The sequence below is a fragment of the Leisingera sp. UBA4491 genome (assembly GCF_002388965.1).
Lineage (GTDB): Bacteria > Pseudomonadota > Alphaproteobacteria > Rhodobacterales > Rhodobacteraceae > Leisingera > Leisingera aquaemixtae.
In genome coordinates, this window is the sequence record NZ_DGNN01000001.1 from 15404 (window position 1) to 39677 (window position 24274).

At 64.6% G+C, this 24274-nt stretch carries 25 protein-coding genes; 4 read left to right on the forward strand and 21 right to left on the reverse strand.

Features of this window, described 5'->3' with window-relative positions; genetic code table 11:
- Positions 1-41: 41 nt before the first annotated feature.
- From B2P87_RS00090 to B2P87_RS00105, 4 genes are all read left to right on the forward strand, one after another.
- Positions 42-836, forward strand: coding sequence for a sterol desaturase family protein (locus tag B2P87_RS00090; RefSeq protein ID WP_141891387.1), 795 nt, complete (start codon positions 42-44; stop codon positions 834-836).
- Positions 837-935: 99 nt separating this feature from the next.
- Positions 936-1646, forward strand: coding sequence for a ferredoxin (locus B2P87_RS00095; protein WP_141892114.1), 711 nt, complete (start codon positions 936-938; stop codon positions 1644-1646).
- Complete coding sequence (locus tag B2P87_RS00100; RefSeq protein WP_141891388.1) at positions 1643-2140, forward strand: SixA phosphatase family protein; 498 nt, start codon at positions 1643-1645, stop codon at positions 2138-2140. The genes B2P87_RS00095 and B2P87_RS00100 overlap by 4 nt, the downstream gene beginning before the upstream one ends.
- Before the next feature lie 115 nt (positions 2141-2255).
- Positions 2256-2711, forward strand: a complete 456-nt coding sequence (locus tag B2P87_RS00105) for a DUF411 domain-containing protein (RefSeq protein ID WP_141891389.1) — start codon at positions 2256-2258, stop codon at positions 2709-2711.
- Positions 2712-2802: 91 nt separating this feature from the next.
- Here the strand turns inward: B2P87_RS00105 and B2P87_RS00110 are convergent, their stop codons facing one another.
- From B2P87_RS00110 to B2P87_RS00210, 21 genes are all read right to left on the reverse strand, one after another.
- Positions 2803-3594, reverse strand: a complete 792-nt coding sequence (locus B2P87_RS00110; protein WP_058285614.1) for an amino acid ABC transporter ATP-binding protein — start codon at positions 3592-3594, stop codon at positions 2803-2805.
- 12 nt (positions 3595-3606) lie between these two features.
- Positions 3607-4905 (reverse strand): amino acid ABC transporter permease, encoded by a 1299-nt coding sequence (locus tag B2P87_RS00115; protein WP_141891390.1) that lies wholly within the window; start codon positions 4903-4905, stop codon positions 3607-3609.
- 3 nt (positions 4906-4908) lie between these two features.
- Positions 4909-6141, reverse strand: a complete 1233-nt coding sequence (locus B2P87_RS00120) for an amino acid ABC transporter permease (protein ID WP_058285612.1) — start codon at positions 6139-6141, stop codon at positions 4909-4911.
- A 126-nt stretch (positions 6142-6267) separates the two neighbouring features.
- A complete protein-coding gene (locus tag B2P87_RS00125; protein WP_058285611.1) occupies positions 6268-7284 on the reverse strand; it encodes an amino acid ABC transporter substrate-binding protein in 1017 nt (338 codons plus the stop codon).
- A 229-nt stretch (positions 7285-7513) separates the two neighbouring features.
- Positions 7514-8218 (reverse strand): ATP12 family chaperone protein, encoded by a 705-nt coding sequence (locus tag B2P87_RS00130; RefSeq protein WP_141891391.1) that lies wholly within the window; start codon positions 8216-8218, stop codon positions 7514-7516.
- A 3-nt stretch (positions 8219-8221) separates the two neighbouring features.
- Positions 8222-8890, reverse strand: coding sequence for an HAD family hydrolase (locus tag B2P87_RS00135; protein ID WP_141891392.1), 669 nt, complete (start codon positions 8888-8890; stop codon positions 8222-8224).
- Positions 8887-9933: an RluA family pseudouridine synthase gene (locus B2P87_RS00140; RefSeq protein ID WP_141891393.1), complete on the reverse strand. Its 1047-nt coding sequence runs from the start codon at positions 9931-9933 to the stop codon at positions 8887-8889. The genes B2P87_RS00135 and B2P87_RS00140 overlap by 4 nt, the downstream gene beginning before the upstream one ends.
- The gene (crcB, locus tag B2P87_RS00145) at positions 9930-10310 is read right to left on the reverse strand and encodes a fluoride efflux transporter CrcB (RefSeq protein ID WP_141891394.1); all 381 of its coding nucleotides are present in this window, start codon (positions 10308-10310) and stop codon (positions 9930-9932) included. The genes B2P87_RS00140 and crcB overlap by 4 nt, the downstream gene beginning before the upstream one ends.
- A 144-nt stretch (positions 10311-10454) precedes the next feature.
- Complete coding sequence (locus tag B2P87_RS00150) at positions 10455-11777, reverse strand: replication-associated recombination protein A (protein ID WP_141891395.1); 1323 nt, start codon at positions 11775-11777, stop codon at positions 10455-10457.
- Entirely contained in the window at positions 11777-13168 is a 1392-nt protein-coding gene (locus tag B2P87_RS00155) for a trypsin-like peptidase domain-containing protein (protein ID WP_141891396.1), read from the reverse strand. Before B2P87_RS00155 ends, B2P87_RS00150 begins: the two co-directional genes overlap by 1 nt.
- 275 nt (positions 13169-13443) lie before the next feature.
- Entirely contained in the window at positions 13444-14523 is a 1080-nt protein-coding gene (locus B2P87_RS00160; protein ID WP_141891397.1) for a 3-deoxy-7-phosphoheptulonate synthase, read from the reverse strand.
- A gap of 279 nt (positions 14524-14802) precedes the next feature.
- Positions 14803-17205, reverse strand: coding sequence for a CHASE3 domain-containing protein (locus tag B2P87_RS00165; protein WP_244940738.1), 2403 nt, complete (start codon positions 17203-17205; stop codon positions 14803-14805).
- Positions 17206-17377: 172 nt separating this feature from the next.
- Entirely contained in the window at positions 17378-17806 is a 429-nt protein-coding gene (gene rplQ / locus B2P87_RS00170) for a 50S ribosomal protein L17 (protein WP_058285602.1), read from the reverse strand.
- 143 nt (positions 17807-17949) lie between these two features.
- A complete protein-coding gene (locus B2P87_RS00175) occupies positions 17950-18966 on the reverse strand; it encodes a DNA-directed RNA polymerase subunit alpha (RefSeq protein WP_058285601.1) in 1017 nt (338 codons plus the stop codon).
- A gap of 113 nt (positions 18967-19079) precedes the next feature.
- Positions 19080-19469, reverse strand: a complete 390-nt coding sequence (gene rpsK / locus B2P87_RS00180; protein WP_008553560.1) for a 30S ribosomal protein S11 — start codon at positions 19467-19469, stop codon at positions 19080-19082.
- Positions 19470-19483: 14 nt separating this feature from the next.
- On the reverse strand, positions 19484-19852 hold the full coding sequence (gene rpsM, locus B2P87_RS00185) for a 30S ribosomal protein S13 (protein WP_008557298.1): 369 nt from the start codon (positions 19850-19852) through the stop codon (positions 19484-19486).
- Positions 19853-20076: 224 nt separating this feature from the next.
- Positions 20077-20472, reverse strand: coding sequence for a hypothetical protein (locus B2P87_RS00190; protein ID WP_141891399.1), 396 nt, complete (start codon positions 20470-20472; stop codon positions 20077-20079).
- A gap of 71 nt (positions 20473-20543) precedes the next feature.
- Positions 20544-21191: an adenylate kinase gene (locus B2P87_RS00195; protein ID WP_058285599.1), complete on the reverse strand. Its 648-nt coding sequence runs from the start codon at positions 21189-21191 to the stop codon at positions 20544-20546.
- Entirely contained in the window at positions 21188-22552 is a 1365-nt protein-coding gene (gene secY / locus B2P87_RS00200) for a preprotein translocase subunit SecY (RefSeq protein ID WP_141891400.1), read from the reverse strand. Before secY ends, B2P87_RS00195 begins: the two co-directional genes overlap by 4 nt.
- Positions 22553-22662: 110 nt before the next feature.
- Positions 22663-23133 carry a 50S ribosomal protein L15 gene (rplO, locus tag B2P87_RS00205; protein WP_008554905.1) on the reverse strand — a complete coding sequence of 157 codons (471 nt, stop codon included), beginning with the start codon at positions 23131-23133 and terminating at the stop codon, positions 22663-22665.
- Positions 23134-23268: 135 nt separating this feature from the next.
- Positions 23269-23838: a T4SS efffector SepA family protein gene (locus B2P87_RS00210; protein WP_244940739.1), complete on the reverse strand. Its 570-nt coding sequence runs from the start codon at positions 23836-23838 to the stop codon at positions 23269-23271.
- Positions 23839-24274: the final 436 nt, after the last annotated feature.

Genomic DNA, 24274 nt, shown 5'->3' on the forward strand with positions numbered 1-24274 from the left:
ACACAGTTGCTTTTTGCTGCCATATGCGCATCGCTGCATCTATGGAGCATGAAACCCTGATCCGCCTTGCGGCCTTCCTGGGGCTGTTTGCGCTGTTTGCGGCGGCAGAGGCCTGGGCGCCGCGGCGCGCCCGCAGCCTGCCGCGGCGGCGGCGCTGGCCCGCCAACCTGTCGATCTCCATCCTGAACACGCTGACCCTGCGGGCGCTGGCAGTTGGGCTGCCCCTGCTCGCCATCGGCGCGGCGCTGGATGCGGCAGAACATGGCTGGGGGCTGCTGAATGCGGTGCGCTGGCCCGGCTGGGTGGAGGGGCTGCTGGCGGTGCTGGTGCTGGATTTTGCGATCTGGCTGCAGCATCTGGTCACCCATAAGGTGCCGCTGTTGTGGCGGCTGCACCGGGTGCATCATGCCGACCGCGACATGGATGTGACCACCGCGGTCCGCTTTCACCCGGTGGAGATCGCGCTGTCGATGCTGCTGAAGATCGGGCTGGTCTATCTGCTGGGGCCCCCGGCCCTGGCGGTGGTGCTGTTCGAGATCCTGCTGAACGGCACCGCGCTATTCAACCATGCCAATCTGGCGCTGCCCCGCAGGGCGGACGCGCTGCTGCGGCTGCTGCTGGTGACGCCGGACATGCACCGGGTGCATCATTCCATCCGCCGCAGCGAGCATGACAGCAACTACGGCTTTGCCCTGTCGGTCTGGGACCGGATCTTTGGCACCTACACCGCGCAGCCCGGCCAGGGGCATGACGGCATGACTGTGGGGCTGCAGTGGCAGGACGGGCGGCCGGCCCGGCTGGGCTGGAGCCTGATGCTGCCGTTCCGCCGCCGCTGAGCCGGGCGGCAGGAAGACGCCGGCAGGCGGTTGCGCGGCGTTTTTGCGCTCCGGAAGGGGCTGCCGCGCTGCTAGGCTCGCCCCATGCCACCGGACCGGATGCCGCTTATGACCCTGACTGACCTGCCGGATGCCCCCGCCCGGGACACTCCGTTTTATACGCGGATCGAAGCGGCGGCCGCGCAGGCCGGGCTTGCGGTTTACGGCGCGCTGCATCCGCGGCGCCAGCCTGTCAAGGCGCTGGCGGGCGGCACCCTGGTGCTGCTGGGCACGGACAAGGCGTTCTGGCCGCGCTTTACCGCCAGCCCGGAATACAGCGACGGCAGGCCCGACCCGGTGGACCGCTGGTCGCAGCGGGTGATCGGATCGCTGGCAGAGACCCTGGGCGGCGGCGCCCATTACCCCTTTGGCGGGCCGCCCTATACGCCCTTCATCAACTGGGCGCTGGCCACGGGGCGGTTCTTCACATCGCCGTCACAGATGATGGTGCATGATCAGGCCGGACTGATGATTTCTTTGCGGGGGGCCCTTCATTTCAAACCGGAATTTGACATCCCCCCTCCCCCTTTGGCAGAGTCGCCCTGCCACAGCTGCCGCTCCCGTCCCTGCCTGACCGCCTGCCCGGCGGCGGCGCTGGCGGACGGGGGTCCCTACGATCTGGCGGCCTGCCATGACTATCTTGATACCAGCGCAGGCGCCGGCTGCATGACCGGCGGCTGCCTGGCCCGCCGCGCCTGCCCGCTAAGCCGCACCGCCGGCCGGGCGGCTGACCAAACCGCACATCACATGAGGCATTTTCACCCGCAATGACCTGCACCCTGATCCTGACCCGCCACGCCAAATCCGCCTGGGACACCAGTGTCCCCAGCGACCACGCCCGCCCGCTGAACAAACGGGGCCGCCGCTCCGCCCCGGTCATTGCCGACTGGCTGCGCGGCAACGGCTATCTGCCGGATCAGGTGATCTCCTCCTCATCCCGGCGCACCCGCGAAACCTATGAGCTGATGGAGCTGGGGGTGCCCGCGGCCTTTACCCAGCGGCTGTACCACGCCAATTCGGACATCCTGTTCAAGGTGCTGAGCCAGGCCGAGCATCCTCGCGTGATGCTGATCGCTCATAATCCCGGCATTGCCGCCTTTGCCCATTCCATCGTGGCCAACCCGCCGGACCATGCCCGCTTTGACGACTACCCGACCGGCGCCACCCTGGTGGCGGAGTTCGATATCGGCAGCTGGAAGGATCTGAGCTGGAGCAGCGGCAAGGCCATTGATTTCGCCGTCCCGCGGGAGCTGCTGGGCGAGTAACCCCGGCGCCTGCGTCATTCTGGCGCATCCCGCGCCGGAGGCCTCTGGCAGGGCAGCACGGGCGGACCTATATTTCCAGCCGGAAACACGCCCCCGCGAGGATTGGAGAAGACCCATGCACCGCCGTACCCTGCTGCTGGCCGCAGCCGCCCTGCCCTTCGCCGCCCTGCCGGGCTTTGCCGCGGAAGCGGAGACCACCATCCGCATCATGAAGTCGCCCACCTGCGGCTGCTGCACCGCCTGGGCCGACCGCCTGGCCGCCGCCGGTTTCACCACCGAGGTGCGCAACGTAGGGGACGAGGAGCTGTGGGCCATGAAAGAGCGGCTGGGCGTCGGCGGCGATCTGGCGTCCTGCCACACTGCGATGGCCGGGTCTTACGTGATCGAGGGCCATGTGCCCGCGGCGGACATCCAGCGGCTGCTGGTAGAACAACCGGCGGCTCTGGGGCTGACCGTGCCGGGAATGCCGATCGGCTCGCCGGGCATGGAGATGGGAGACGAGCGCGAGGCGTTCGATACCCTGCTGGTCCTCGCCGATGGCACCACCGAGGTCTTCGCGAGCCATTCCTGATCCGGGCAGCCGGAACGGAAAAAGGCCGGGCGCACTGCCCGGCCTTTCTGTTTTGCAGAGCGGGCGGTTCCGCCCGCCGCCGCTGGGGCCCTCAGTGGCCCAGGATCTGGCTGAGGAACAGCTTGGTGCGGTCGCTCTTCGGGTTGTTGAAGAACTCTTCCGGCTCGTTCTGTTCGACGATCTGGCCTGCGTCCATGAAGATCACCCGGTTCGCCACCTGACGGGCAAAGCCCATCTCGTGGGTCACGCACAGCATGGTCATGCCTTCCTCGGCCAGTTCGATCATGGTGTCCAGGACCTCCTTGATCATCTCCGGGTCGAGCGCCGATGTCGGTTCATCGAACAGCATGATGCGCGGCATCATGCACAGCGAGCGCGCAATCGCCACACGCTGCTGCTGGCCGCCCGACAGCTGGCCAGGGTACTTGTCGGCCTGCTCCGGGATCTTGACCTTCTCCAGGAAGTGCATCGCCCGCTCCTCGGCCTCTTTCTTGGGCGTCTTGCGGACCCAGATCGGCGCCAGGGTGCAGTTCTCCAGGATGGTCAGATGCGGGAACAGGTTGAAGTGCTGGAACACCATCCCGACCTCGGACCGGATCTTGTCGATGTTCTTGAGGTCGTTGGACAGCTCGGTGCCGTCCACCACGATCCTGCCCTGCTGGTGCTCTTCCAGCGCGTTCAGGCAGCGGATCAGGGTGGATTTGCCGGAGCCCGACGGGCCCGCGATCACGATCCGCTCGCCCTGGTTGACGGTCAGATTGATGTCGCGCAGCACGTGGAAGGACCCGTACCACTTGTTCATGTTGGAGATTTCAATGGCGACCTCGTCGCTCACCTGCATCTTGGAGCGGTCGATTTCGCGGTCGGACATAAGTTCAGACATGTGTTGAACTCCTTAACGGTGGTCGGTGGCGAGACGGCGCTCAAGCCACTGTGAGTATTGAGAAATGCCGTAGCAGACGACGAAGAACAGAAGCGCGGCAAAGCCCAGAAGCTCCCAGTAGACCCCGTTCCACTCGGTGGAGGCGAGGATCGGGCCGCGGATCATGCCCACCAGGTCGAACATCGAGATGACCGAGACCAGGGTGGTGTCCTTGAACAGGCCGACGGCCACGTTCACGATGCCCGGGATGGAGATCTTCAGCGCCTGCGGCAGGATGATCAGCCGCATTGCCTGCGCATAATCCAGGCCCAGGCTGTCGGCCGCTTCATACTGCCCCTTCGGAAGCGCGGCGAGACCGCCGCGGATCACCTCGGCGATATAGGCCGCCGAGAACATGGTGATCATGATCACCACGCGCAGGAACAGGTCCACCGTGCTTTCCGGCGGGAAGAAGTAGGCCAGCATCACCGACGCCACGAACAGCAGGGTGATCAGCGGCACGCCGCGCACGAACTCGATGAAGATCACGCACATCCACTTGATCAGCGGCATGTCCGACTGGCGGCCCAGCGCCAGCGCGATGCCCAGGGGCAGCGACAGCGACACGCAGGTCACGCCCAGCATCAGGTTCAGCATGAAGCCGCCCAGATCGCGCGAAGGCACCGGGGCGAGCCAGGCGTTTTCCGACGCCCCTTCGGGGATCAGCAGCCCGCCCAGGATCCAGACCGCAAACGCCGCTGCGATTGCGCCGAAGAAGGCGATCGCAAAGCTGCTCTTGCTGAAGGTCTGGAACACGGCCGCAGCCGCCGCAAAGCCCAGCAGCGCCACCACCGGCACCATCAGCGTGCCGCCCCAGATCAGCCAGAAGGCCAGGAACGGGTAGATGGCAGTGAAGATCAGCAGCTTGCGCGGCAGATCGAAGAACAGCACCGGCGCGGCTGCAAACAGCAGCAGAACCAGGGCCAGGTTCGGACGCCAATAGGCATCAGAGGGATATTTGAAACCGTACAGAAGCTGGTTCCAGCGCTCGGTCAGCACCGAGAAACAGGCCCCGGTCTTGCCCTGCAGCACTTCGCGGCATTCGGCCAGCGAGTTGGTGGTCCAAACCCCGTTCAAAATCCACGGCAGCGTGTTTTGCAGCACCAGGAAAATCACCGCCAGCGCCGCGATGGTCAGCGCGGAGTTCGCGGCGTTGGAGAACAGGTTCTCGCGCAGCCATTTCACCACACCGGTTTCCGACGCCGGCGGCGGGGCCGGCGGGATCTGGGTTTCGCGGACAAAGGCGACGGTTTGTGCGTGTGTATCGCTCATGTCTCAGCGCTCCTTCAGCTTCACAGATGCGTTGTAGACGTTCATCACCATCGAGATCACCAGCGAGGCGGTCAGGTAGAACAGCATCAGGAGCAGCACGCACTCGATGGCACGGCCGGTCTGGTTCAGGGTGATGCCGCCAAGGGTTGCGGTGATATCCGCATAGCCCACGGCGATGGCGAGCGAGGAGTTCTTGGTGATGTTGAGGAACTGCGAGATCAGCGGCGGGATGATCACCCGCAGCGCCTGCGGCAGAACCACCAGGTTCATCACCCGGCGCGGGCGCAGGCCCAGCGCCGCCGCGGCTTCGGTCTGGCCCTTGGACACCGCCTGGATGCCGGCCCGGACGTTTTCCGCGATAAAGGCGCCGGTGTAGATCGACAGCGCAAACCACAGCGCGATCAGCGGGCCGCCGACCTTGATCCCGCCAGTGAAGTTAAAGCCCTTCAGCTCAGGATATTCCCAGGTCAGCCCCATGATCATGGTCAGCGCCAGGAACGGCACCAGCCAGGCTGCGAGGACCGGCAGCAGGGTCTTGGGGCGGACACCGGTGGCTTCCTGCTTGCGGCTGGCCCAGACGTTGATCTGATGCACCACGCCCCAGGACAGGGCAAACCCGGCCAGGATCAGCAGCCAGTTCATCGCGGTGCTCTCAAAGATCCCGTTCTGGAACCAGGGCAACGGCGTGTAGATCCCGCGGTTGGTGAAGGCAAAGGCGTCAAACAGCATACTTGCCGACGGATCGTCGCCGCGGAACTCCCGCGGCCCCGGCAGCACCGCCGTCATGATGGTGAAGATGATGATGATCCAGATCAGCACCGGAATGTTGCGGAAGATCTCCACGTAGACCGCCATCAGCTTGGAGACGAGCCAGTTGTTGGAGAGCCTCAGAACCCCTGCGACCACCCCGAAGACGGTGGCGGTGATACAGGCCAGGAAGGCCACCAGCAGGGTGTTCAGCACACCGACCAGCGCCGCGCGGGCGTGGCTGGACTGGCTGTCGTATTCAACCAGGCGCTGGTTGATGTCGTACCCGGCCGAGTCGCCAAGGAAGGAGTAGGAAATATTGAGCCCCGCAGCCCGCAGGTTCTGGATCAGGTTATTGCCCAGATACCAGATGCACAGGGCCAGAACGATCGCCGCAATCACCTGAAACGTCAGGGAACGGTAGCGGGTATCGTTAATGAGCATAGACAGCCGAAAACCTTCGTTCGGCGGGTCAGTAAGCGTTGACATGTATTGTGATCCCCTGGCTCCGGTTCTTTGTCCTGGCGGCGTTTGTCGCCGCTCCGCAGCGGACCGGAGCTTTTTTCTGATAGGAAAAGGGCGCAGGAATGTCCTGCGCCCCTCCCGGTGGTATGTTTAGCGGAACGGCGGAGCGTACAGCAGGCCGCCTTCGGTCCACTGTGCGTTCAGGCCGCGGGCCAGGCCGACCGGGGTGTCTTCGCCGATGTTCTTGGCAAAGATCTCACCGTAGTTGCCGCCGGCGGCAACAGCCTTTTGCGCCCAGTCAGCTTCCAGGCCCAGCATCTCGCCCAGGGTGCCTTCGCTGCCCAGCAGGCGGTTGATTTCCGGGTTGTCGGTGCCGGCTGCCATTTCGCTGATGTTGGCCGAGGTGATGCCCAGCTCTTCAGCCGCGATCAGCGCCATCAGGCTCCAGCGGACAACGTCGCCCCATTCGTGGTCGCCATGGCGGACCAGCGGGCCGAGCGGCTCTTTGGAGATGATTTCCGGCAGGATCACGTGACCCGACGGATCGTCGAAGGTGGCGCGGGTTGCGGCCAGGCCGGAGGCGTCGGTGGTGTAGACGTCGCAGGACCCAGCCAGGTACTGCTGCTGCGCTTCGGCGTTGGTTTCGATCGGAACCGGCTCATAGCTGATGTTGTTGGAGCGGAAGAAGTCCGCCAGGTTCAGCTCGGTGGTGGTGCCGGTCTGGATGCAGACAGTGGCGCCGTCCAGTTCCTTGGCCGAGGACACGCCCAGCTCTTTCGGGACCATGAAGCCCTGGCCGTCATAATAGTTCACGCCCACGAATTCGAACTTCAGGTCGACATCGCGCGAGAAGGTCCAGGTGGTGTTGCGCGCCAGCAGGTCGATCTCGCCGGAGGCCAGCGCGGTGAAACGGGTCTTGCCGGTGGTCGGCACGAATTCAACAGCGGTCGAGTCGCCCAGCACGGCTGCAGCCACAGCCCGGCACACGGCAACGTCAAAACCTTCCCATTCGCCATTCGCATTCGGGGCCGCAAATCCGACCAGGCCGGTGGTGACGCCGCAGTTCAGCTTGCCGCGGGCTTTCACGTCATCCAGCGTGCCGGCAGCAGCTGCGCCAGCCGCCAGACCGGCAACGGTCAGAGCGCCCAAAAATACGGTTTTTTTCATTTTTACCTCTTCCTGATAGTCCGCCTGTGCGGCGGTTCTTATTACCCGGCGATCCCCCGCCGGAAATGAGACCGAAGAAGGGTTTACCCCTTTTTCGCGCCTGAGTGTGGGCGCATTCATCAACAAACGTCAAGGCCGCTATCAGGAAATTCGATGGGCGGGATGCGCACAAATGCACCGGGAGTAAACATTTTTACTCCACGCGGCCCGAATTGGTAATTTTCTGCTCTCAGGAAAAATCGAAGAAGCGTTTGGCGTGCAGAAATTCCTGCCGTTTGACGGCGGCGGCGGCGGCGGCCTCCTCGTCCGCGCCCCATTGCTCTTCCTGCCAGCGCTCGTCCAGCCGCGACAGCAGCCAGATCTCATCGGCGCGGCGCCAGCCATGCGCGGCGGCAAAGCCCAGGATCAAAGAGCCGGAAATCCCTACCAAATCGTGGAACGCCGCCAGCTGGAACGGCGTCATCGCCCGGACCCTTTCCGCCAGCACCGCCAGCGCCGCGGTCTCCTGCGGCTGATGCAGCACGCCCATGCGGGGCTGCAGCCGCGCGCCCAGCGTCTCTGCCGCCCAGTCCAGCGCCGGATCCCATTCCTGCGCCTGCCGCAGCGTCAGCTCAACCGGCGCGTCCGCGCGGTAGCACAGCAGATCGCTGTCGCCGTATTCGGCCAGCATGGCGGCCACTTCGCTGTGCTGATGTGTCACCTTGTCAATTGCGGCGTTCGCCGACCGGGTGCAGGGCATCGCCAGCGGGTCGACTGACTCGGTCTGCGCGTCCCACTCGGCGGCGATGGCCGCGGCCATGTCCCGCGTCGGCAGCATCAGCGGCGCCTTGGCGGGCGTCTTGACCCGGCGGCCGTCCAGTTCCACCGCAAACCCGCCGCCGGTCTCCGCCACCGAGACCTCTTTCCAGAACCGTTTCTGTGCCCAGCCGCTCATCTCTTAGCCTCTCCAGATCTCTGCCAGCAGCGGGCGCAGCTCCGCGAAATCGCGGATCAGGTAATCGGCGCCCAATGTCTCTGCCGGATGATAGCCCCAGGGCACGGCGATGGTGGTGACCCCCGCTGCGCGCCCCATTTCAATGTCAAACCGCGTGTCGCCGATCATCACGGTGCTGCCGCGCTCCACCCCGGTCTCCGCCATCGCCGCCAGGATCATCGAGGGATGCGGTTTCGAGGGATGGTGATCCGCCACCTGCCGGGTCACGAAACAGGTCAGCCCATGCGCCGCGATCAGCGCGTCAACGCCGCGCTGGGATTTGCCGGTGGCAACCCCCAGCAGGTATTCCGGCACCTCGTTCAGCTCCGCCAGCATCTCCAGCGTGCCGGGGTAGAGCGGCGAATGCGCTGCCCCTGCCGCCTCGCGCGCCAGCATGTAGGAAGACTTGTAGCCCTCCACCAGCGCTTCAACGGTGGCGGCATCCTCAGCCGGCGCCAGCTCCCGCATCGCCAGCGGCAGCGACAGGCCCACAATCGACAGGATCGCCTCGCGCGGCGGCACCGTCAGGCCCACACCCTCGAACGCCTCCGCCATCGCGCCGGTGATCGCGCCTTGGCTGTCCGCCAGGGTGCCATCGACATCAAACAGGATCAGCCGCAGCGGTGCGCTCACTTCAGGTCCTCAAACGGATCGTCCGCCGCCAGGTCCTCGCTCCAGCCGAAGGTCTCCCAGCTTTCCTTCATATGCTCCGGCAGCGGTGCCACCACCGAAACCGGCTTGCGCGTCACCGGGTGCTCAAATACCATCCGGCGCGCGTGCAGATGCAGCTTCTTGGAGATCACTCCGCCGATCTGCGCACCCCAGCCGTCGCCCAGGTTCTCCTGCCCCGAGCCGCCGTATTTGCCGTCACCGGCAATAGGATGGCCCATGCCCGACATATGCGCCCGCAGCTGGTGGGTGCGCCCGGTGATCGGCTCCATCGCCACCCAGGCGGCGCGGCTGGCCACACGGTACAGCGTGGCATACAGCGTATGCGCCCGCTTGGCGCCCGGCGTGTCGTCGATGTCGCGCGGATGCACGTTGATCATCTTCTCGCCTTCGCCGGACTTGCCGTGGCCCGGCGCCTTCACCAGCCCGTTCTTGATCTCGCCCAGATAGGGCGTCGGCACGCCAGCCACCAAGGCCCAGTAAATCTTGCGGGTGTTCTTGTGGCGGAAGGCGGCGGTCAGCGCCTGCGCCGCCTTGCGGTTGCGCGCCAGCACCAGCACGCCGGAGGTGTCCTTGTCGATCCGGTGCACCAGCTTGGGCTTTTCCTCCAGCCCGAACTTCAACGCCTCGGCCAGCCCGTCCACATGCTTTGTGGTACCGGAACCGCCCTGCACCGCCAGCCCTGCGGGCTTGTTCAGCACGATCACATCATCGTCGCGGTAGATGACGCAGGACTGGATCATTTTGGCATCCGCATCCGAGATTTTCATCGCGCGCGGCTCGGCCGGTTTCAGGTCGCTGTCCGCCAGCGGCGGCACCCGCACCACCTGCCCCGCCTCGACGCGGCTGCTGGCCTTCACCCGTGCGCCATCCAGCCGCAGCTCGCCCTTGCGGCACATCTTCTCGATGCGGCCCTGGTTCACATGCGGAAACAGCCGCCGCAGCCAGCGGTCGATGCGCTGGCCGCCATCGTCTTCGCTGACGGTAATCATCTGAACGCCGCTCATGCGAACACTCCCCTTGCGGCCATCAGGCCGAGAAACAGACCGCCGACCGACAGGCCCACGGACAAAACTACATAGAGCGCCGCCTGCCCGAAGGCGCCGCGCTCGATCAGGTTGGCGGTCTCCAGCGAGAACGCCGAGAAGGTGGTGAACCCGCCCAGAAGCCCGGTCATCACCAACGGGCTCAGATGGGTCAGCCCGCGCATCGCGGCGGCCACCACAAACACCCCCATCAGGAAGGAGCCGATCACGTTCACGGTGATCACCGCCACCGGGAAATCGTGATGCCCCAGCAGGCGGATGATGCCCAGCCCGGCCAGATAACGGCATACCGCCCCGATTGCGCCGCCGACCGCGACCATGGAAACCGAAAAAATCATCCCAGTCCTGTCGCCGGCGCAGGCAGGGATGTCAAGTTTTGCCCGTGTTGCAAGGGCTGCAGAGCTGCCACTGCAACGCCCGCCCTTTCATCTTTCCCGAAATACGCCCGCCGGAGGCAGCGGCTTTCCCCGGGGAAAGCCGCCTTATTTGTTCCGCTTCAGCCTGAGATTCGCGAAATAGTCATTCCGCCGTTTCAGCTCACGCTCGAACCCCCGCTCCACCGGCTGATACAGCACCGGGCGCTTCACCCCGTCGGGGAAGTAATTCTGGCCGGAGAACCCGTCCTCCGCGTCGTGGTCATAGGCATAGCCCTCGCCATAGCCCTGCTCCGCCATCAGCTTGGTCGGCGCGTTCAGGATGTGCTTGGGCGGCGGCGCGCTGCCGGTCTGCTTGGCCAGCCGCCGGGCCGCCTTGATGCCCACGTAAACCGCGTTGGATTTCGGCGCCAGCGCCAGGTAGACCGCGGCATTCGCGAGCGCCAGCTCGCCCTCCGGGCTGCCAAGGCGCTCATAGGTCTGCCAGGCATTGAGGCAGACGGTATTGGCCTGCGGGTCGGCCATGCCGATGTCCTCGGTCGACATCATCGTCAGCCGCCGGGCCAGAAACCGCGGATCCTCACCGCCCTCCAGCATCCGCCCCAGCCAGTAAAGCGCGGCATCCGGATCGGAGCCGCGGATGGACTTATGCAAGGCGGAGATCAGGTTGTAATGCTCGTCGCCGGACTTGTCGAACTTGGCCGCCCGGCGCATCAGCCGGTTTGACAGCGCCTCGCGCCCCAAGGGTGCCTCCACCTTCCACGCGGCCACTTGCTCGATGAGGTTCAGCAGCGCCCGGCCGTCGCCATCGGCCATCTCGTGCAGCGCATCGCGGGCATCGCCCGACAGCGGCAGGGCGCGGCCCAGCTCCTTCTCGGCGCGCTGGGTCAGGCGCTCCAGATCACCCAGCGACAGCCGCTCCAGCACCAGCACCTGGCTGCGGCTGAGCACAGCGGCATTGAGTTCAAACGAGGGGTTTTCCGTCGTCGCCCCAACCAAGAGGATGGTGCCATCCTCCATATGCGGCAGGAAGCCGTCCTGCTGGGCCTTGTTGAAGCGGTGGATCTCATCCACGAACAACAGCGTGCCCTGCCCGTTCTGGCGGCGGATCTTTGCGGCCTCGAACACCTTCCTGAGTTCCGGAACGCCGGTGAAGATCGCCGAGATCTGCACGAAATGCAGGTCGGTTTCCTTGGCCAGCAGCCGCGCGATGGTGGTCTTGCCCACCCCCGGCGGCCCCCAGAAGATCAGCGACGACAGCGAGCCGGAGGCCAGCATCACCCCCAAGGGCGCTTCTGGCCCCAGCACCTGTTCCTGGCCGATCACCTCACTCAGCGACTGCGGCCGCAGCCGGTCGGCCAGCGGCCGGTTCGGCGCGGGCTGCTGCGCAGCGGCGTCCGCGGACGCGGGGCTGCCGAACAGATCCGCCATCAGAGCCGGAACCTCAGCGCCATGCGGCGGCCGTGCCGGTTCAGGTCCAGCTGGATCCAGCGGCCGCTGCCTGCAAGAATTGCATAAACGTCATCGGTGCTGGCCACTGCCTGGCCATTCACTGCCAGCAGCTGGTCGCCCGCCTGCACGCCGCCGCGCCCGGCATAGGGGCCGGGGTCGGTGACCACCACGCCCTCCGCCGACAGGGGCAGGCCGAGGCGGGCGATCACCTGGGGATTGACCCGCGCCACGGTCAGCCCGGGCAGCGCGGTTTTCTCATCCAGCTGCACCGGGTTGGCGGGCGGCTGGTCGGGCGCCACGATCATCGGCACCTCGATCTCCTCCCGTTCGCCGCCGCGCAGGCGGGTGATGACGGACATATCGCCAAGCCCCGCCACCGACATGCGGAACACCATTTCCGAGGGCGAATTCACCACCTCGCCGTCCACATGGGTGATCACGTCGCCCGCCCGGAACCCCGCCTTGGCAAAGGGGCTTTCGGCGTGCAGATCCGAAACCACCATGCCCTCCGGCAGGTCCATCCCGAGAGAGGCCGCCAGATCCGCATCCACCGGCTGGCCCGCCATGCCCGCCCAGGGGCGCTGAAACTCTTCCGCGCCGCTGCGGGCCTGCGCGACGAATTCCTTCACCAGGTTGGCAGGAATCGCAAAGCCAATGCCGTTGGAGCCGCCGGAGCGGGACAGGATGCGGGTGTTAATGCCAATGAGGTCGCCATTGACGTCGATCAGCGCGCCGCCGGAGTTGCCCGGATTGATCGGGGCGTCGGTCTGGATGTAATAGCCAAAGCCATCGCCCGCCCCCATGCCGGTGCGCGCCAGCCCCGAGATGATGCCGCTGCTGACGGTCTGCCCCACCCCGAACGGGTTGCCGATCGCCAGCGCCAGCTCGCCCACCTGCACCTCATCACTGTTGCGCAGGTCCAGATGCGGCAGGCCTTCGGCCTCTTCCAGCTGCAGGATCGCCAGGTCGCTGGCCTTGTCGCCCAGGATCACCCGCGCATTGTATTCGCGCCGGTCTGCGGTCACCACGCGGATTTCGGTGGCGCTGCCGACGACATGGTAATTGGAGACCACGATGCCGTCCGCCGACAGGATCACCCCGGAGCCGAGCGAGTTTTCCACCCGCGGCTGCGGCTCGGCAAAGCCGCGGAAGAAATCATCGAAGAACGGATCGTTCATGAACGGCGAGCGGCGGCGCTGCTGCACCTGGCGCACCACCTTGGCGTAAATATTCACCACCGCCGGCGCCGCCTCCTTGACCAGCGGCGCAAACCCCAGCGCGATCTCCGCCTGGCTTTGCGGCACTCGGGTCTCAGCGGCGGCAGGCAGGGCAAGAACGATGGCAAGGGCAGTGAGCGCGGGACGGATCATGTGGACTCCAGCAAGTGTTGCCCGAAGGATATGCGGAGTGCGCGCGCGGATTGCAAGGCGGCAGGCGGCCCGGGCCGCACCGCGGCGGAGGGGCGCTGCCCCGCAGGCCAGAGGAAAGAGGGGCGCTGCCCCTCTTGGCCTCACGGCCAATTCACCCCGGGATATTTGGGGCCAGATGAAGCAAGCGGCCGAAAACGGCTCCGGCCCTTCATCTTTCCCGAAATACTCCCCGCCGGAGGCACGCGCCGCAAGGCGCGTCCCCCCTTTTAACGGCCTCAGGCCTCGGCCAGCTCCCGCTGCGCGGCCACCGTGCGGCGCTTGGCGACCGCTGCGGCCAGATGCTCCAGCTCGGCCACGGTGTCCTCCCAGCCCAGGCAGCCGTCGGTGATGGACTGGCCGTAGGTCAGCTCTCCCTTGCCCAGGTCCTGGCGGCCCGCCACCAGGTGGCTTTCGACCATCACGCCGGTGATGCGGCTGTCGCCCGCGGCGATCTGGGCCGCCACATCGCGCAGCACGGCGGGCTGGCGCATCGGGTCCTTGCCGCTGTTGGCGTGGCTGGCGTCAATCATCACATGGCCGCGGATGCCGTCCTTCTCCGCCAGATTGCAGGCCGCATCGACCGAGGCCGCGTCATAATTGGTGCCGCCGCCGCCGCGCAGGATCAGATGGCCGTCGGGGTTGCCGCTGGTCGCGGCGATCGCCGCCCGCCCCGATTTCGCCAGCGCCATGAAATGATGCGGATGGGCCGCCGAGCGCACCGCGTCCACCGCGATCTGCACATTGCCGCGGGTGCCGTTCTTGAAGCCGACCGGGCAGCTGAGGCCGGAGGCCATCTCGCGGTGGATCTGGCTTTCGGTGGTGCGGGCGCCGATGGCGGCCCAGGCGACCAGATCGGAGATGTACTGCGGCACCGCGGTATCCAGGAACTCGGTCCCGACCGGCAGGCCCAGGGCGTTAATGTCCAGGCACAGGCGGCGCGCCAGCCCCAGCCCCTCGTTGATGCGGAAGGAGCCGTCGAGGCCGGGGTCGTTGATCAGCCCTTTCCAGCCGCTGATGGTGCGGGGCTTCTCGAAGTAGACCCGCATCACGATTTCCAGCTCGCCGGCCAGCCGTTCGCGCAGCGGCGCCAGGCGGCGGGCATAATCCATCGCCGCCTTGGGGTCATGCACCGAGCAGGGGCCGACGATGGCGATCACCCGGTCGCCGCGGCCGTGCAGCACGTCCTGGATCGCAGTGCGGCTGGCCAGCACAGTATCGGTCACCGCTGCCGTTGAAGGCAGCTGCGCGGCGAGGTCTTCGGGCGAGATCAGTTCCTGCATTCCGGTGATGCGGAGGTTTTCGGTCTGGGGCGTCATGGGTTTGTTTCCTTGGCGGGGGCCCTGGGCGCTGCGGCGGATACAAAAAAACCGCCTGCGGGCTGCGGGCGGTTGGTGGTATCCTGGTGCGTTCCGATCCTGGTTTTCAGAATGCGCTGACCCCTCCGTCCGCCGTGTGGCGCGGATAAAAGAAATACCAGAATGCGGCGTAAGTGCGGGTCATGGGCCGGACGCTAGCGGAGATTCGCCCCCCTGTCACCCCGGAAAATGGCAACAGGCCCTCCGCGCGGGAGGGCCTGCTTTGCCGGCTGGGGCGGGTCAGAAATCCTGCCACAGATCGCGGGCGGCATTGCCCTCTGCCGCGGGCATGGCTGCGGCGGGCAGCGGGCTGGCCTCGATCTCCCAGTCATCGCCGCCGTGGGCAGACGGCGCCGGCGCCGCCGGGGCGGCAGGCGCGGCGGCGCTGCCGTCCACCTGGAAGCGCGCCACCAGCTCGGCCAGCTTGATCGCATCGGTGTTCAGCATGTGGCCTGCGGCGGTGGCCTGCTCGACCATCGCCGCGTTCTGCTGGGTCACCTGGTCCAGCTGGGTCACACCGGTGTTGATCTCATGCAGGCCGGTGGATTGCTCCGCTGCGCCCTCGGCGATCTCCGACACCAGCTGCGAGATATGGCTGACCCGGCCGGCGATAGACTGCAGCGCCTGGCCGGCGCGGCCGACCAGATCCACGCCTTCCGCCACCTGGCGCGAGCTGTCGCCAATCAGCGCCTTGATTTCCATCGCCGCATCCGAGGAGCGCTGCGCCAGGGCGCGCACCTCGCTGGCGACGACCGCAAAGCCGCGGCCCGCCTCGCCCGCGCGGGCGGCCTCGACGCCGGCATTCAGCGCCAGCAGGTTGGTCTGGAAGGCGATGTCGTCGATCACCGAGATGATCTGCGAGATCTTGTTGGAGCTGTCCTCGATGCCGCTCATCGCGGTCACCGCGTCCTGCACCACCTCGCCGCTGCTTTCGGCCTCCTGGCGGGCCTCCCGCACCGTGGTCTCGACGTTGCGCGCCCCTTCCGCTGCCGAGCGCACGCTGGCGGTCAGCTCGTCGATGGCGGCGGCGGTCTCCTCCAGCGTCGCGGCCTGGCTTTCGGTGCGGTGCGACAGGTCGTCGGAGGCCTGGCTGATCTCGGCGGCACCATTGCGGATGCTGGCCGAGGCGCCGATCACCTCCTGCACGGTGGCGGTGAGGTTGTCGATGGAGCCGTTGAAGTCCGCCCGCAGCTGCTCGTACTCCTCCGGGAAGGAGTCTTCGATGCGGATGGTCAGATCGCCGTGCGACAGCCGGGACAGGCGCTCGCTCAGCTCCTGCACCACGCCGGCCAGCTCCGCGTCCTTGCTTTGCGCCTTCTGCTGTTCGGCTTCCTGCATCCGCACCAGCTCGTCGCGGAACTTCTCCAGCGCGCGGGCCATGTCGCCGACTTCGTCGCCGCGCTCCTGGCCGTGGATCTCCACTGCATTGTTGCCTTCGGCCAGTCCGCGCATCGACACCACGATGCGGCGGATGCCGGACGCGATGCCGGAGCTGGTGACCAGCGCCATCACCGCGCCGATCAGAATCGCCGCGCCGATGGCTGCGGGAATCATGATCCGGGTTTGTGCTGCGATCTCGTCGCTGGCGGCGCGGCGGGCGGCCATGGTCTCAGCGCCGCGGGCCTGCAGCGAGGCCAGGGTTTCGCGGAAGCGGTCGAAATACGCCTTGCCCTGCCCTTCGGCAACCCGGTCGGCCATGTCGTCCATGGTGGCGGCGCTGCCGATGACCCGGCGCAGCTGCAGCATCGGTACCACCACGTCATTGCGCCAGTTGCCGATGATCTCTGCCACCGCATTCAGGCGGTTGGTCTGCATCAGCTTGTCGGTGAAGGCCAACCGCAGGTCTGCCAGGATCTCGTTGAAGCGCTCGTTGCCTTCCATATAGGGGTCCAGAAACGCCCGGTCGCCCGCCAGCAGGAAGCCGCGCACGCCGGTTTCCATGTCGACGGCGGCGGCCAGCAGGTCCTTGGCGGTGCTGATCACCTCATGGGCCTTTTCCACCTCTTCCAGCGAGGCGCTCAGATAGTCCGGATCGGCGATCCCGGCATTGACCAGCGAGGAGAAGATGTTGCGGCGGTTGGCAAGCTCCACCTCCTCGTCCGCGATGATCTTGCCGACTTCGGCGCGGAACTCATCAAACAGGACCCGGCCCTTGGACTTCTTCACCGCGTCCGCCATGTCGTTCATGCTCATGGCGTCGCCGATTTCGCGGCGCAGGTCGATGGCGCCAGCGGCCACGTTCTCCTGCCAGCCGGCCAGGATCTGTTCCGCCTCCTGCAGGTCCGCCAGCATTTGGGGATCGTCCGCCGCCAGAGCCTTGAGCGCCGTCAGCGCCTCTGCCAGATCGGCCTGGCCTGCCTCATAGGGCACCAGAAACTCTTCCCGCCCGGCCAGCAGGTAGCCGCGCAGCCCGGCTTCCATGTCCAGCGCCGCCACAGCCAGCGCTTGCGACTCGCTCAGGATCCGGCCGGTATGATCGACCGCCTTGGAGGTCTTCTCCATACGGCCCAGGTCCAGAACTGCCATCACGCCGACGCCAAGCACCAGCAGCAGCGGAAACAGGGCCACCGAAACGATTTTTGTCTTCGTACTGAGGTTTGCCAGGGAAAACCGCCTGGCTGCGGGAAGGTTCTTCTTTTTCATCACGACCGATCCGGAACTAAAGGGATACGGCAGTGAAATCAGAATAAAATTACGATTCTCTTTCGCACAAAAAGTGAATCCAAAACATCCGCAGATTGTCGTCGCGTCACGAAAAACCCCCGCTCCGGGGGAGCGGGGGCCAGACAGTCAAACCCGAAAGGGTCAGCGCGTCTTATTCTTCAGCTTCGGCGGCTGCTTCTTCTGCTGCCAGGCGGGCCTTGTCGGCGGCGCCTTTGGCGGAAACGTCGCGGTCGACGAACTCGATGATCGCCATCGGAGCCATGTCGCCATAGCGGAAGCCGGCCTTCAGGACACGGACATAGCCGCCCTGACGGTCCTTGTAGCGCGGGCCCAGAACCTCGAACAGTTTCGCGACGTCCTTGTCCTCTTTCAGCTTGGAAGCTGCCTGACGGCGGGCGTGCAGATCGCCGCGCTTCGCCAGAGTGATCAGTTTTTCAACGATCGGGCGCAGTTCTTTTGCTTTGGGCAGGGTGGTCTTGATCTGCTCGTGCTCGATCAGCGAGCCGGCCATGTTGGAGAACAGGGCCTTGCGGTGCTCATGAGTACGGTTCAGGCGGCGGTAACCACGTGCGTGACGCATTTTTCAGTTCCTTGTCTTGCGTTTTGCTTTGTCAGGCGGCTGATGCGTGTCAGCTGCTCTCCTTGGGGCAGGTGCCCGATTGTCCCCGGCCAAACCCGGGAATGTATCGGGGAGGACCTTGGCCCTCCCCTCAAAGACATGCCTTAGAAGCTGTCTTCGAACTTTTTGGCCAGATCTTCGATGTTGTCCGGCGGCCAGTCCTCGACGTCCATGCCAAGGTGCAGGCCCATGCCCGACAGCACTTCCTTGATCTCGTTCAGCGACTTGCGGCCGAAGTTCGGGGTGCGCAGCATCTCCGCTTCGGTCTTCTGGATCAGGTCGCCGATATAGACGATGTTGTCGTTCTTCAGGCAGTTTGCCGAACGCACAGACAGTTCCAGCTCGTCCACCTTCTTCAGCAGAAGCGGGTTGAACTCGAGACCATCGTCCTCGTCCTGGCGGCCAGCCGATTCCGGCTCGTCGAAGTTGACGAAGATGCCCAGCTGGTCCTGCAGGATGCGGGCAGCAAAGGCCACGGCGTCATCGGGGGTGATGGAGCCGTCGGTTTCCACCTTCATGGTCAGCTTGTCATAGTCCAGCACCTGGCCCTCACGGGTCGGCTGAACGTCATAGGAGACCTTCTTGACCGGCGAGTAGATCGCGTCGATCGGGATCAGGCCGATCGGTGCGTCTTCCGGCTTGTTCTTGTCTGCCGAGACATAGCCCTTGCCGGTGTTCACGGTCAGTTCCATGAACAGGTCGGCGCCGTCGTCCAGGTGGCAGATCACGTGATCGCGGTTCAGAACCTCGATGCCGGAGGTCTCAGCAATGTCGCCTGCGGTAACGACTGCCGGGCCCTTGGCATTGATCGACAGGCGCTTGGGGCCTTCGACTTCCATGCGCAGGGAGACCTGCTTGAGGTTCAGGATGATGTCGGTGACGTCTTCACGCACACCTGCGACGCTGGAAAACTCGTGCAGCACGTTGTCGATCTGCACGCTGGTGATGGCGGCGCCTTGCAGCGAGCTCATCAGCACGCGGCGCAGCGCGTTGCCCAGGGTCAGGCCGAAACCGCGTTCCAGCGGCTCTGCAACAACGGTTGCCTGGCGTGCAGGATCGTTGCCCGGCTTCACTTCCAGCTGTGCCGGCTTGATCAGCTCTGCCCAGTTCTTGTGGATCATGCGTTCCCTCCATTCCTGTCCTTGCCCCATGTCCGGAAGGCCAAGGACGCCCGAGGTTTAAATGACGCACTGGGGCCCTGCGAATCAAGCGGGGCCCCAGCAAAAAATGCGGATTAGACGCGGCGGCGCTTCGGCGGGCGGCAGCCATTGTGTGCGATCGGGGTCACATCACGGATCGAGGTGATGTTGAAACCGACAGCGGCCAGCGCGCGCAGCGCAGATTCACGGCCCGAACCGGGGCCCTGAACTTCGACTTCCAGGGTCTTCACACCGTGTTCCTGTGCCTTCTTGCCTGCATCTTCTGCAGCCATCTGAGCGGCATAGGGGGTCGATTTCCGCGAGCCTTTGAAGCCCATGGTGCCGGCCGACGACCAGGAGATCGCGTTGCCCTGCACGTCGGAGATCAGGATCTTGGTGTTGTTGAACGAAGAGTTCACGTGAGCAACGCCGGTGGCGATGTTCTTGCGCTCTTTACGCTTAATGCGGGATTTATCGCGTGCCATTGATCAAGCCTCCCTTACTTCTTCTTGCCGGCGATCGGCTTCGCCGGGCCCTTGCGGGTGCGGGCGTTGGTATGGGTACGCTGACCGCGGACCGGCAGGTTGCGGCGGTGGCGCAGGCCACGGTAGCAGCCGAGGTCCATCAGGCGCTTGATGTTCATCTGCACTTCACGGCGCAGGTCGCCTTCGACGGTGTAGTTGGCGTCGATGTGCTCGCGCACGGCCAGAACTTCAGCGTCGGACAGTTCGTTCACACGGCGGGTCGGGTCGATGCCAACGGCGTCGCAGATTGCTTTCGCCGAGGTGTTGCCGATACCGGTGATATAGGTGAGGGCGATGGGAACCCGCTTTGCAGTCGGGATGTTAACGCCGGCAATACGTGCCACGTGTCACTTTCCTTTTCGTTGCGGTTCCGTAACGCCGGAACCTTTTTTCACAACACTTGACCGTGGCAGTGTGGCCAGAGGGTCCAGCATTTCGAGGTGGTAAGGCAGACAGACGAATCCATCCGCCGGGAATCATTCCCAGAAGGGATGGGGTTGCCTATGTGGAATTGCCGCGGGGGTCAAGCCGTGATCTGCGAAAACGCCGCGGCTTGCCCCCTGCCCCGTCAGCTGCTGCAGGCAAAGAACCGCAGCGGCTCCGGCTCGCCCATCCAGATGGATACGGTGCCGGGCGCCTCCGGGTCCAGCACAACCGTGAACAGCTGCGGAAAATACTGCGGTCCGGGCAGCTCGCAGCGGCCTGCGTGGTCGGTTGCGCTGAAGGCGCGCTGGCCGAACCGGATGGGCGGCTGGAAGCTGCAGAAATACTCCAAAGAGCTGAAGCCGCTGCTGTCCAGGATCAGCCCGCCCTCTGCGGCGTAATCCAGCATCCCGTCCTCGCTGATCAGCACCCGGTCGCAGGCAGCGGCATCGTCAAGATAGAGCTGCTGCGCAGACAACGGGCCGGACAGGGCAATCATCGCGGCAAGCGCGGCTGGCAGTTGCAGATGGCGTGCGGGCATCGGGGCCTCCGGAAATGAAAATGCCCCGCACTGTTGCAGCACGGGGCATTTCGATCCGGTAAACCTCGGGTTTATTCGCCCATGATCCAGGCCATGTTCTTGCGCACTTCCTCGATCGAGGCGAGGCCGTCGATGCGCTGCAGATTGCCCTTGGCGTAGTAGTAGCCGATCAGCGGCGAGGTCTTCTTGTAATATTCCATCAGGCGGGTCTTGAGGCTGTCCTCATTGTCGTCCGCCCGGCGCTTGACCTCGGTGGAGCCGCAGTTGGCGCATTTGCCGTCCGCGGGCCAGGGTTTGGTCTGGTCGTGGTAGACCTCGCCGCAGCCGCCGCAGGTGGAGCGGCCGGTGATGCGGGCGACCAGCGCCTCGTCATCCACCTGCATCTCGATCACCGCGTCAAGCTTCAGGTCCATCTCATCGAGCAGCTTGGCCAGCGCGTCGGCCTGGGCCAGGGTGCGCGGAAAGCCGTCGAAGATAAAGCCGCCCTCGGCGCCGCCCTGCAGCTTCTCGCGGATCAGGCCGATCACGATCTGGTCGGTGACCAGCTTGCCCTCGGCCATGATGGCGGCAACCTTCTTGCCCATATCGGTGCCCGAGGTCTGGGCTTCGCGCAGCATGTCACCGGTGCTGAGCTGCACCATGCCGCGGCTTTCCACAAGATAGCGCGCCTGCGTGCCTTTGCCCGCACCAGGCGGGCCAAGGAGAATAATGTTGGTCATCGGCGAGAGGGTCCCCGTTTTGTCCGTTTCTTGTTGCGCCCGCGCAGCTGGCTCTTCTCGATAAGGCCCTCATACTGATGCGCGAGGAGGTGGCTTTGCACCTGCTGGATTGTGTCCATGGTGACGGATACCACAATCAGAACGGACGTGCCGCCAAAATATACGGGGATGGCGAATTGGCCGCGGAGGACCTCCGGCAGCAGGCAGACCAGCGCCAGATAGGCCGAGCCCAGAACCAGGATCCGGTTGACCACATATTCGATGTATTCGGCGGTCTTCTTGCCGGGGCGGATGCCGGGAACAAAGCCGTTCTGGTTCTTCAGGTTGTTCGCCACGTCCTCCGGCTTGAAGGAGACGTTGAAGGTGTAGAAATAGGCAAAGAACACGATCATCGCGACGAAGAACAGCAGGTACAGCGGCTGGCCGGGTCCGAAGTTCGCCAGCAGCCAGGACATCACCGGACCGGTCGCAGCGCCCGAGGAGAACGCCGAGATGGTGGTCGGCAGCAAGAGCAGCGAGGAGGCGAAAATCGCCGGGATCACGCCCGCCGGGTTCACCTTGACCGGCAGATGCGACGAGCCGCCGTCATAGACCTTCATGCCGACCTGGCGGCGCGGGTACTGGATGTGGATCTTGCGCAGCGCGCGCTCCATGAACACCACGAACATGATCACGGCCACGACCATCAGGATCACACCGATGATCACCGCCGGGCTGATCGCGCCGGAGCGGCCGGAGGCGAAGAACTGGGCAATCGCTGCCGGAACCTCGGCGATGATGCCGACGAAGATGATCAGCGAAATGCCGTTGCCGATGCCGCGCTGGGTGATCTGCTCGCCCAGCCACATCAGGAACATGGTGCCGCCGACCAGGGTGATCATGCAGGCCATGCGGAAATACATGCCCGGATCGGTCGCCAGGTCGCCCTGCTCCAGCGACACGGCGAGGCCATAGGCCTGCGCGGTCGCCAGCAGCACGGTGCCGTAGCGGGTGTACTGGTTGATCTTCTTGCGGCCCTGCTCGCCCTCTTTCTTGAGCTGCTCAAGCGCGGGCACCATCGAGGTCAGAAGCTGAACGATAATGGAGGCGGAGATATAGGGCATGATGCCGAGGGCAAAGATCCCCATCCGGCCAAGCGCGCCGCCGGTGAACATCGACACCATGCCGCCGATGCCCTGGCCTGCCTGCTCCATGAACTGGCGCAGGGCGGCTGCGTCGATGCCGGGAACCGGAATGAAGGTGCCCAGGCGGTAGACAATCAAAAGGCCGATGGTGAACAGGATGCGGTTGCGCAGATCCGTGGCCTTGCCAAGGGCAGCCCAGCTGGTGTTCGCCGCCATTTGTTCTGCTGCTGATACCATGAAAAGGTCTCTTCTTTAGCGAAACGCCGCCCGGAACCGTTTTCCGGCTCGGGCGGCGTTCTAGGAAAACTTAGGCCTATGTATGCGGCATTGGCGCCGCTCACAAGCCGTTACTCTGCGGCGGCTGCAGTTGCCACAGTCAGAGCGCCGCCAGCTTTTTCAACGGCCTCAACAGCGGCTTTCGACGCGCCGGTGACCGCGATGGTGGCTTTGGCGGTCAGTTCGCCTTTGGCCAGGACGCGGATGCCGTCCAGCTTGCGGCGGACCAGGCCGGATGCGACCAGCGAATCTTCGGTGATTTCGGCTGCGTCCAGCTTGCCTGCGTCGATGAATTTCTGGATCAGGCCCAGGTTCACAACGGCGTATGCCTTGCGGTTCGGCTTGTTGAAGCCGCGCTTGGGCAGACGCTGGTAGAGCGGCATCTGGCCGCCTTCGTAGCCATTGATCGAGACGCCCGAACGGGATTTCTGGCCCTTGATACCACGGCCGCCCATTTTACCTTTGCCGGAACCCGGGCCACGGGCCACACGGGTGCGTTTCTTGGCGGCGCCGGGATTGTCGCGCAGTTCGTGAAGTTTCATGTCGCTTCTCCTTGCCGGATGCGGGCCCCGAAGCGTGATGGCCCGACCGCGGCTTTTCTTGATTGGTGATTCCGTGGCGCAGGACGCCACCGGGTGCCTATAGACGGGTTGGGGCGGGGGATCAAGGTCCCAGTATCATCCCGAGGCCTTCGCTTTAACACGCATCAAGCCATGCTCTCCGGGGTGACGCGCTTTCGCGTTATCTCGCCAAACAAAGTCTACCCAAACCTCAATATTCCATTTTTTGGCAAGCCTAGCGGCTTCGCGCCAAGCATCCGGAGCCGATTGGCCTTGAACTGATATTCCTAGCTCGGGAATGAATTTATAACCTTGGTCCTCATACTCTCGATCTTTAGAGTTGATATTCAATTCCCGAACCAAGGCTCGCCCTTTTATTCCTTGCGCTGAGATCACTTCGATTACTTTTAATAGGACCTTGGCCCAGGTTGGCTGTTCCAAGTAGCTTTCACCAATTCGGGCCGAAAGGACGCGCGTGAAGGCCAAGGCAGACGCTTCACCTTCAGGTAAGATAACTTTTGCCTCGCCACCCTGCTCGATTATGGGGGTATCTCGCACTAAATCTAAAGCAGACATCTTCTCCTTAACGAGCGCTTCAATAGTTTTTGAAGGCGTATCGACTTCGATCCATTTCGACAGCGTCTTGAGGTCAACTAAGGTTGCATCGCTAATTCTGACAACAGGCATTTTGGACTCCCAGATGGTATGTTACATAATCAATATGCTCACCCGCCTTGAATATCAAGGAGATATGTTACATGTGCACGCCGACTGACCGCCAAGGCCCCTGCCCTGCCGGTTTCGCTCTAAAATGCCTGCCTGCCTCTGCTTCCGTTCCGCTGCTGGCCGTCCGTTAAAGGGTGGCGGCGCCGCCGGGGTGGAGATGGGATGGGGGTGTCCCCATGCGAAAACGCGTCTGCGTGCTCCGGCTGCCACGCCGGAGCCCAGTTCCAGGTGCCGGGGGTGTCAGGCCCGGCGGGTGATCATGACCGGGGATGATCCTGCCAGAGCCGGGTTAAATCCCCGTAGGCGGGGCGTACGGCGGGTGCGCAACGGGTGTTTTGACCTTTCACCACCCGGCACCAGTTGCGGCAATGCCTGAGGGCAGCGCCCGTCCCGGCGG

What these genes read in the sequence shown, in the direction of transcription:
- B2P87_RS00150 (WP_141891395.1), bottom strand. Translation starts at nt 11,777, where the DNA reads ATGGCGGATCTGTTCGGCAGCCCCGCGTCCGCGGACGCCGCTGCGCAG.
- B2P87_RS00165 (WP_244940738.1), bottom strand. Translation starts at nt 17,205, where the DNA reads ATGAAAAAGAAGAACCTTCCCGCAGCCAGGCGGTTTTCCCTGGCAAAC.
- B2P87_RS00115 (WP_141891390.1), bottom strand. Translation starts at nt 4,905, where the DNA reads ATGAGCGATACACACGCACAAACCGTCGCCTTTGTCCGCGAAACCCAG.
- B2P87_RS00130 (WP_141891391.1), bottom strand. Translation starts at nt 8,218, where the DNA reads ATGAGCGGCTGGGCACAGAAACGGTTCTGGAAAGAGGTCTCGGTGGCG.
- B2P87_RS00100 (WP_141891388.1), top strand. Translation starts at nt 1,643, where the DNA reads ATGACCTGCACCCTGATCCTGACCCGCCACGCCAAATCCGCCTGGGAC.
- B2P87_RS00110 (WP_058285614.1), bottom strand. Translation starts at nt 3,594, where the DNA reads ATGTCTGAACTTATGTCCGACCGCGAAATCGACCGCTCCAAGATGCAG.
- crcB (WP_141891394.1), bottom strand. Translation starts at nt 10,310, where the DNA reads ATGATTTTTTCGGTTTCCATGGTCGCGGTCGGCGGCGCAATCGGGGCG.
- rplO (WP_008554905.1), bottom strand. Translation starts at nt 23,133, where the DNA reads ATGAAACTTCACGAACTGCGCGACAATCCCGGCGCCGCCAAGAAACGC.
- B2P87_RS00190 (WP_141891399.1), bottom strand. Translation starts at nt 20,472, where the DNA reads ATGCCCGCACGCCATCTGCAACTGCCAGCCGCGCTTGCCGCGATGATT.
- B2P87_RS00120 (WP_058285612.1), bottom strand. Translation starts at nt 6,141, where the DNA reads ATGTCAACGCTTACTGACCCGCCGAACGAAGGTTTTCGGCTGTCTATG.
- B2P87_RS00210 (WP_244940739.1), bottom strand. Translation starts at nt 23,838, where the DNA reads ATGCCTGTTGTCAGAATTAGCGATGCAACCTTAGTTGACCTCAAGACG.
- secY (WP_141891400.1), bottom strand. Translation starts at nt 22,552, where the DNA reads ATGGTATCAGCAGCAGAACAAATGGCGGCGAACACCAGCTGGGCTGCC.
- rplQ (WP_058285602.1), bottom strand. Translation starts at nt 17,806, where the DNA reads ATGCGTCACGCACGTGGTTACCGCCGCCTGAACCGTACTCATGAGCAC.
- B2P87_RS00175 (WP_058285601.1), bottom strand. Translation starts at nt 18,966, where the DNA reads ATGATCCACAAGAACTGGGCAGAGCTGATCAAGCCGGCACAGCTGGAA.
- B2P87_RS00160 (WP_141891397.1), bottom strand. Translation starts at nt 14,523, where the DNA reads ATGACGCCCCAGACCGAAAACCTCCGCATCACCGGAATGCAGGAACTG.
- B2P87_RS00105 (WP_141891389.1), top strand. Translation starts at nt 2,256, where the DNA reads ATGCACCGCCGTACCCTGCTGCTGGCCGCAGCCGCCCTGCCCTTCGCC.
- B2P87_RS00125 (WP_058285611.1), bottom strand. Translation starts at nt 7,284, where the DNA reads ATGAAAAAAACCGTATTTTTGGGCGCTCTGACCGTTGCCGGTCTGGCG.
- B2P87_RS00140 (WP_141891393.1), bottom strand. Translation starts at nt 9,933, where the DNA reads ATGAGCGGCGTTCAGATGATTACCGTCAGCGAAGACGATGGCGGCCAG.
- B2P87_RS00155 (WP_141891396.1), bottom strand. Translation starts at nt 13,168, where the DNA reads ATGATCCGTCCCGCGCTCACTGCCCTTGCCATCGTTCTTGCCCTGCCT.
- B2P87_RS00095 (WP_141892114.1), top strand. Translation starts at nt 936, where the DNA reads ATGCCGCTTATGACCCTGACTGACCTGCCGGATGCCCCCGCCCGGGAC.
- B2P87_RS00195 (WP_058285599.1), bottom strand. Translation starts at nt 21,191, where the DNA reads ATGACCAACATTATTCTCCTTGGCCCGCCTGGTGCGGGCAAAGGCACG.
- rpsK (WP_008553560.1), bottom strand. Translation starts at nt 19,469, where the DNA reads ATGGCACGCGATAAATCCCGCATTAAGCGTAAAGAGCGCAAGAACATC.
- B2P87_RS00090 (WP_141891387.1), top strand. Translation starts at nt 42, where the DNA reads ATGGAGCATGAAACCCTGATCCGCCTTGCGGCCTTCCTGGGGCTGTTT.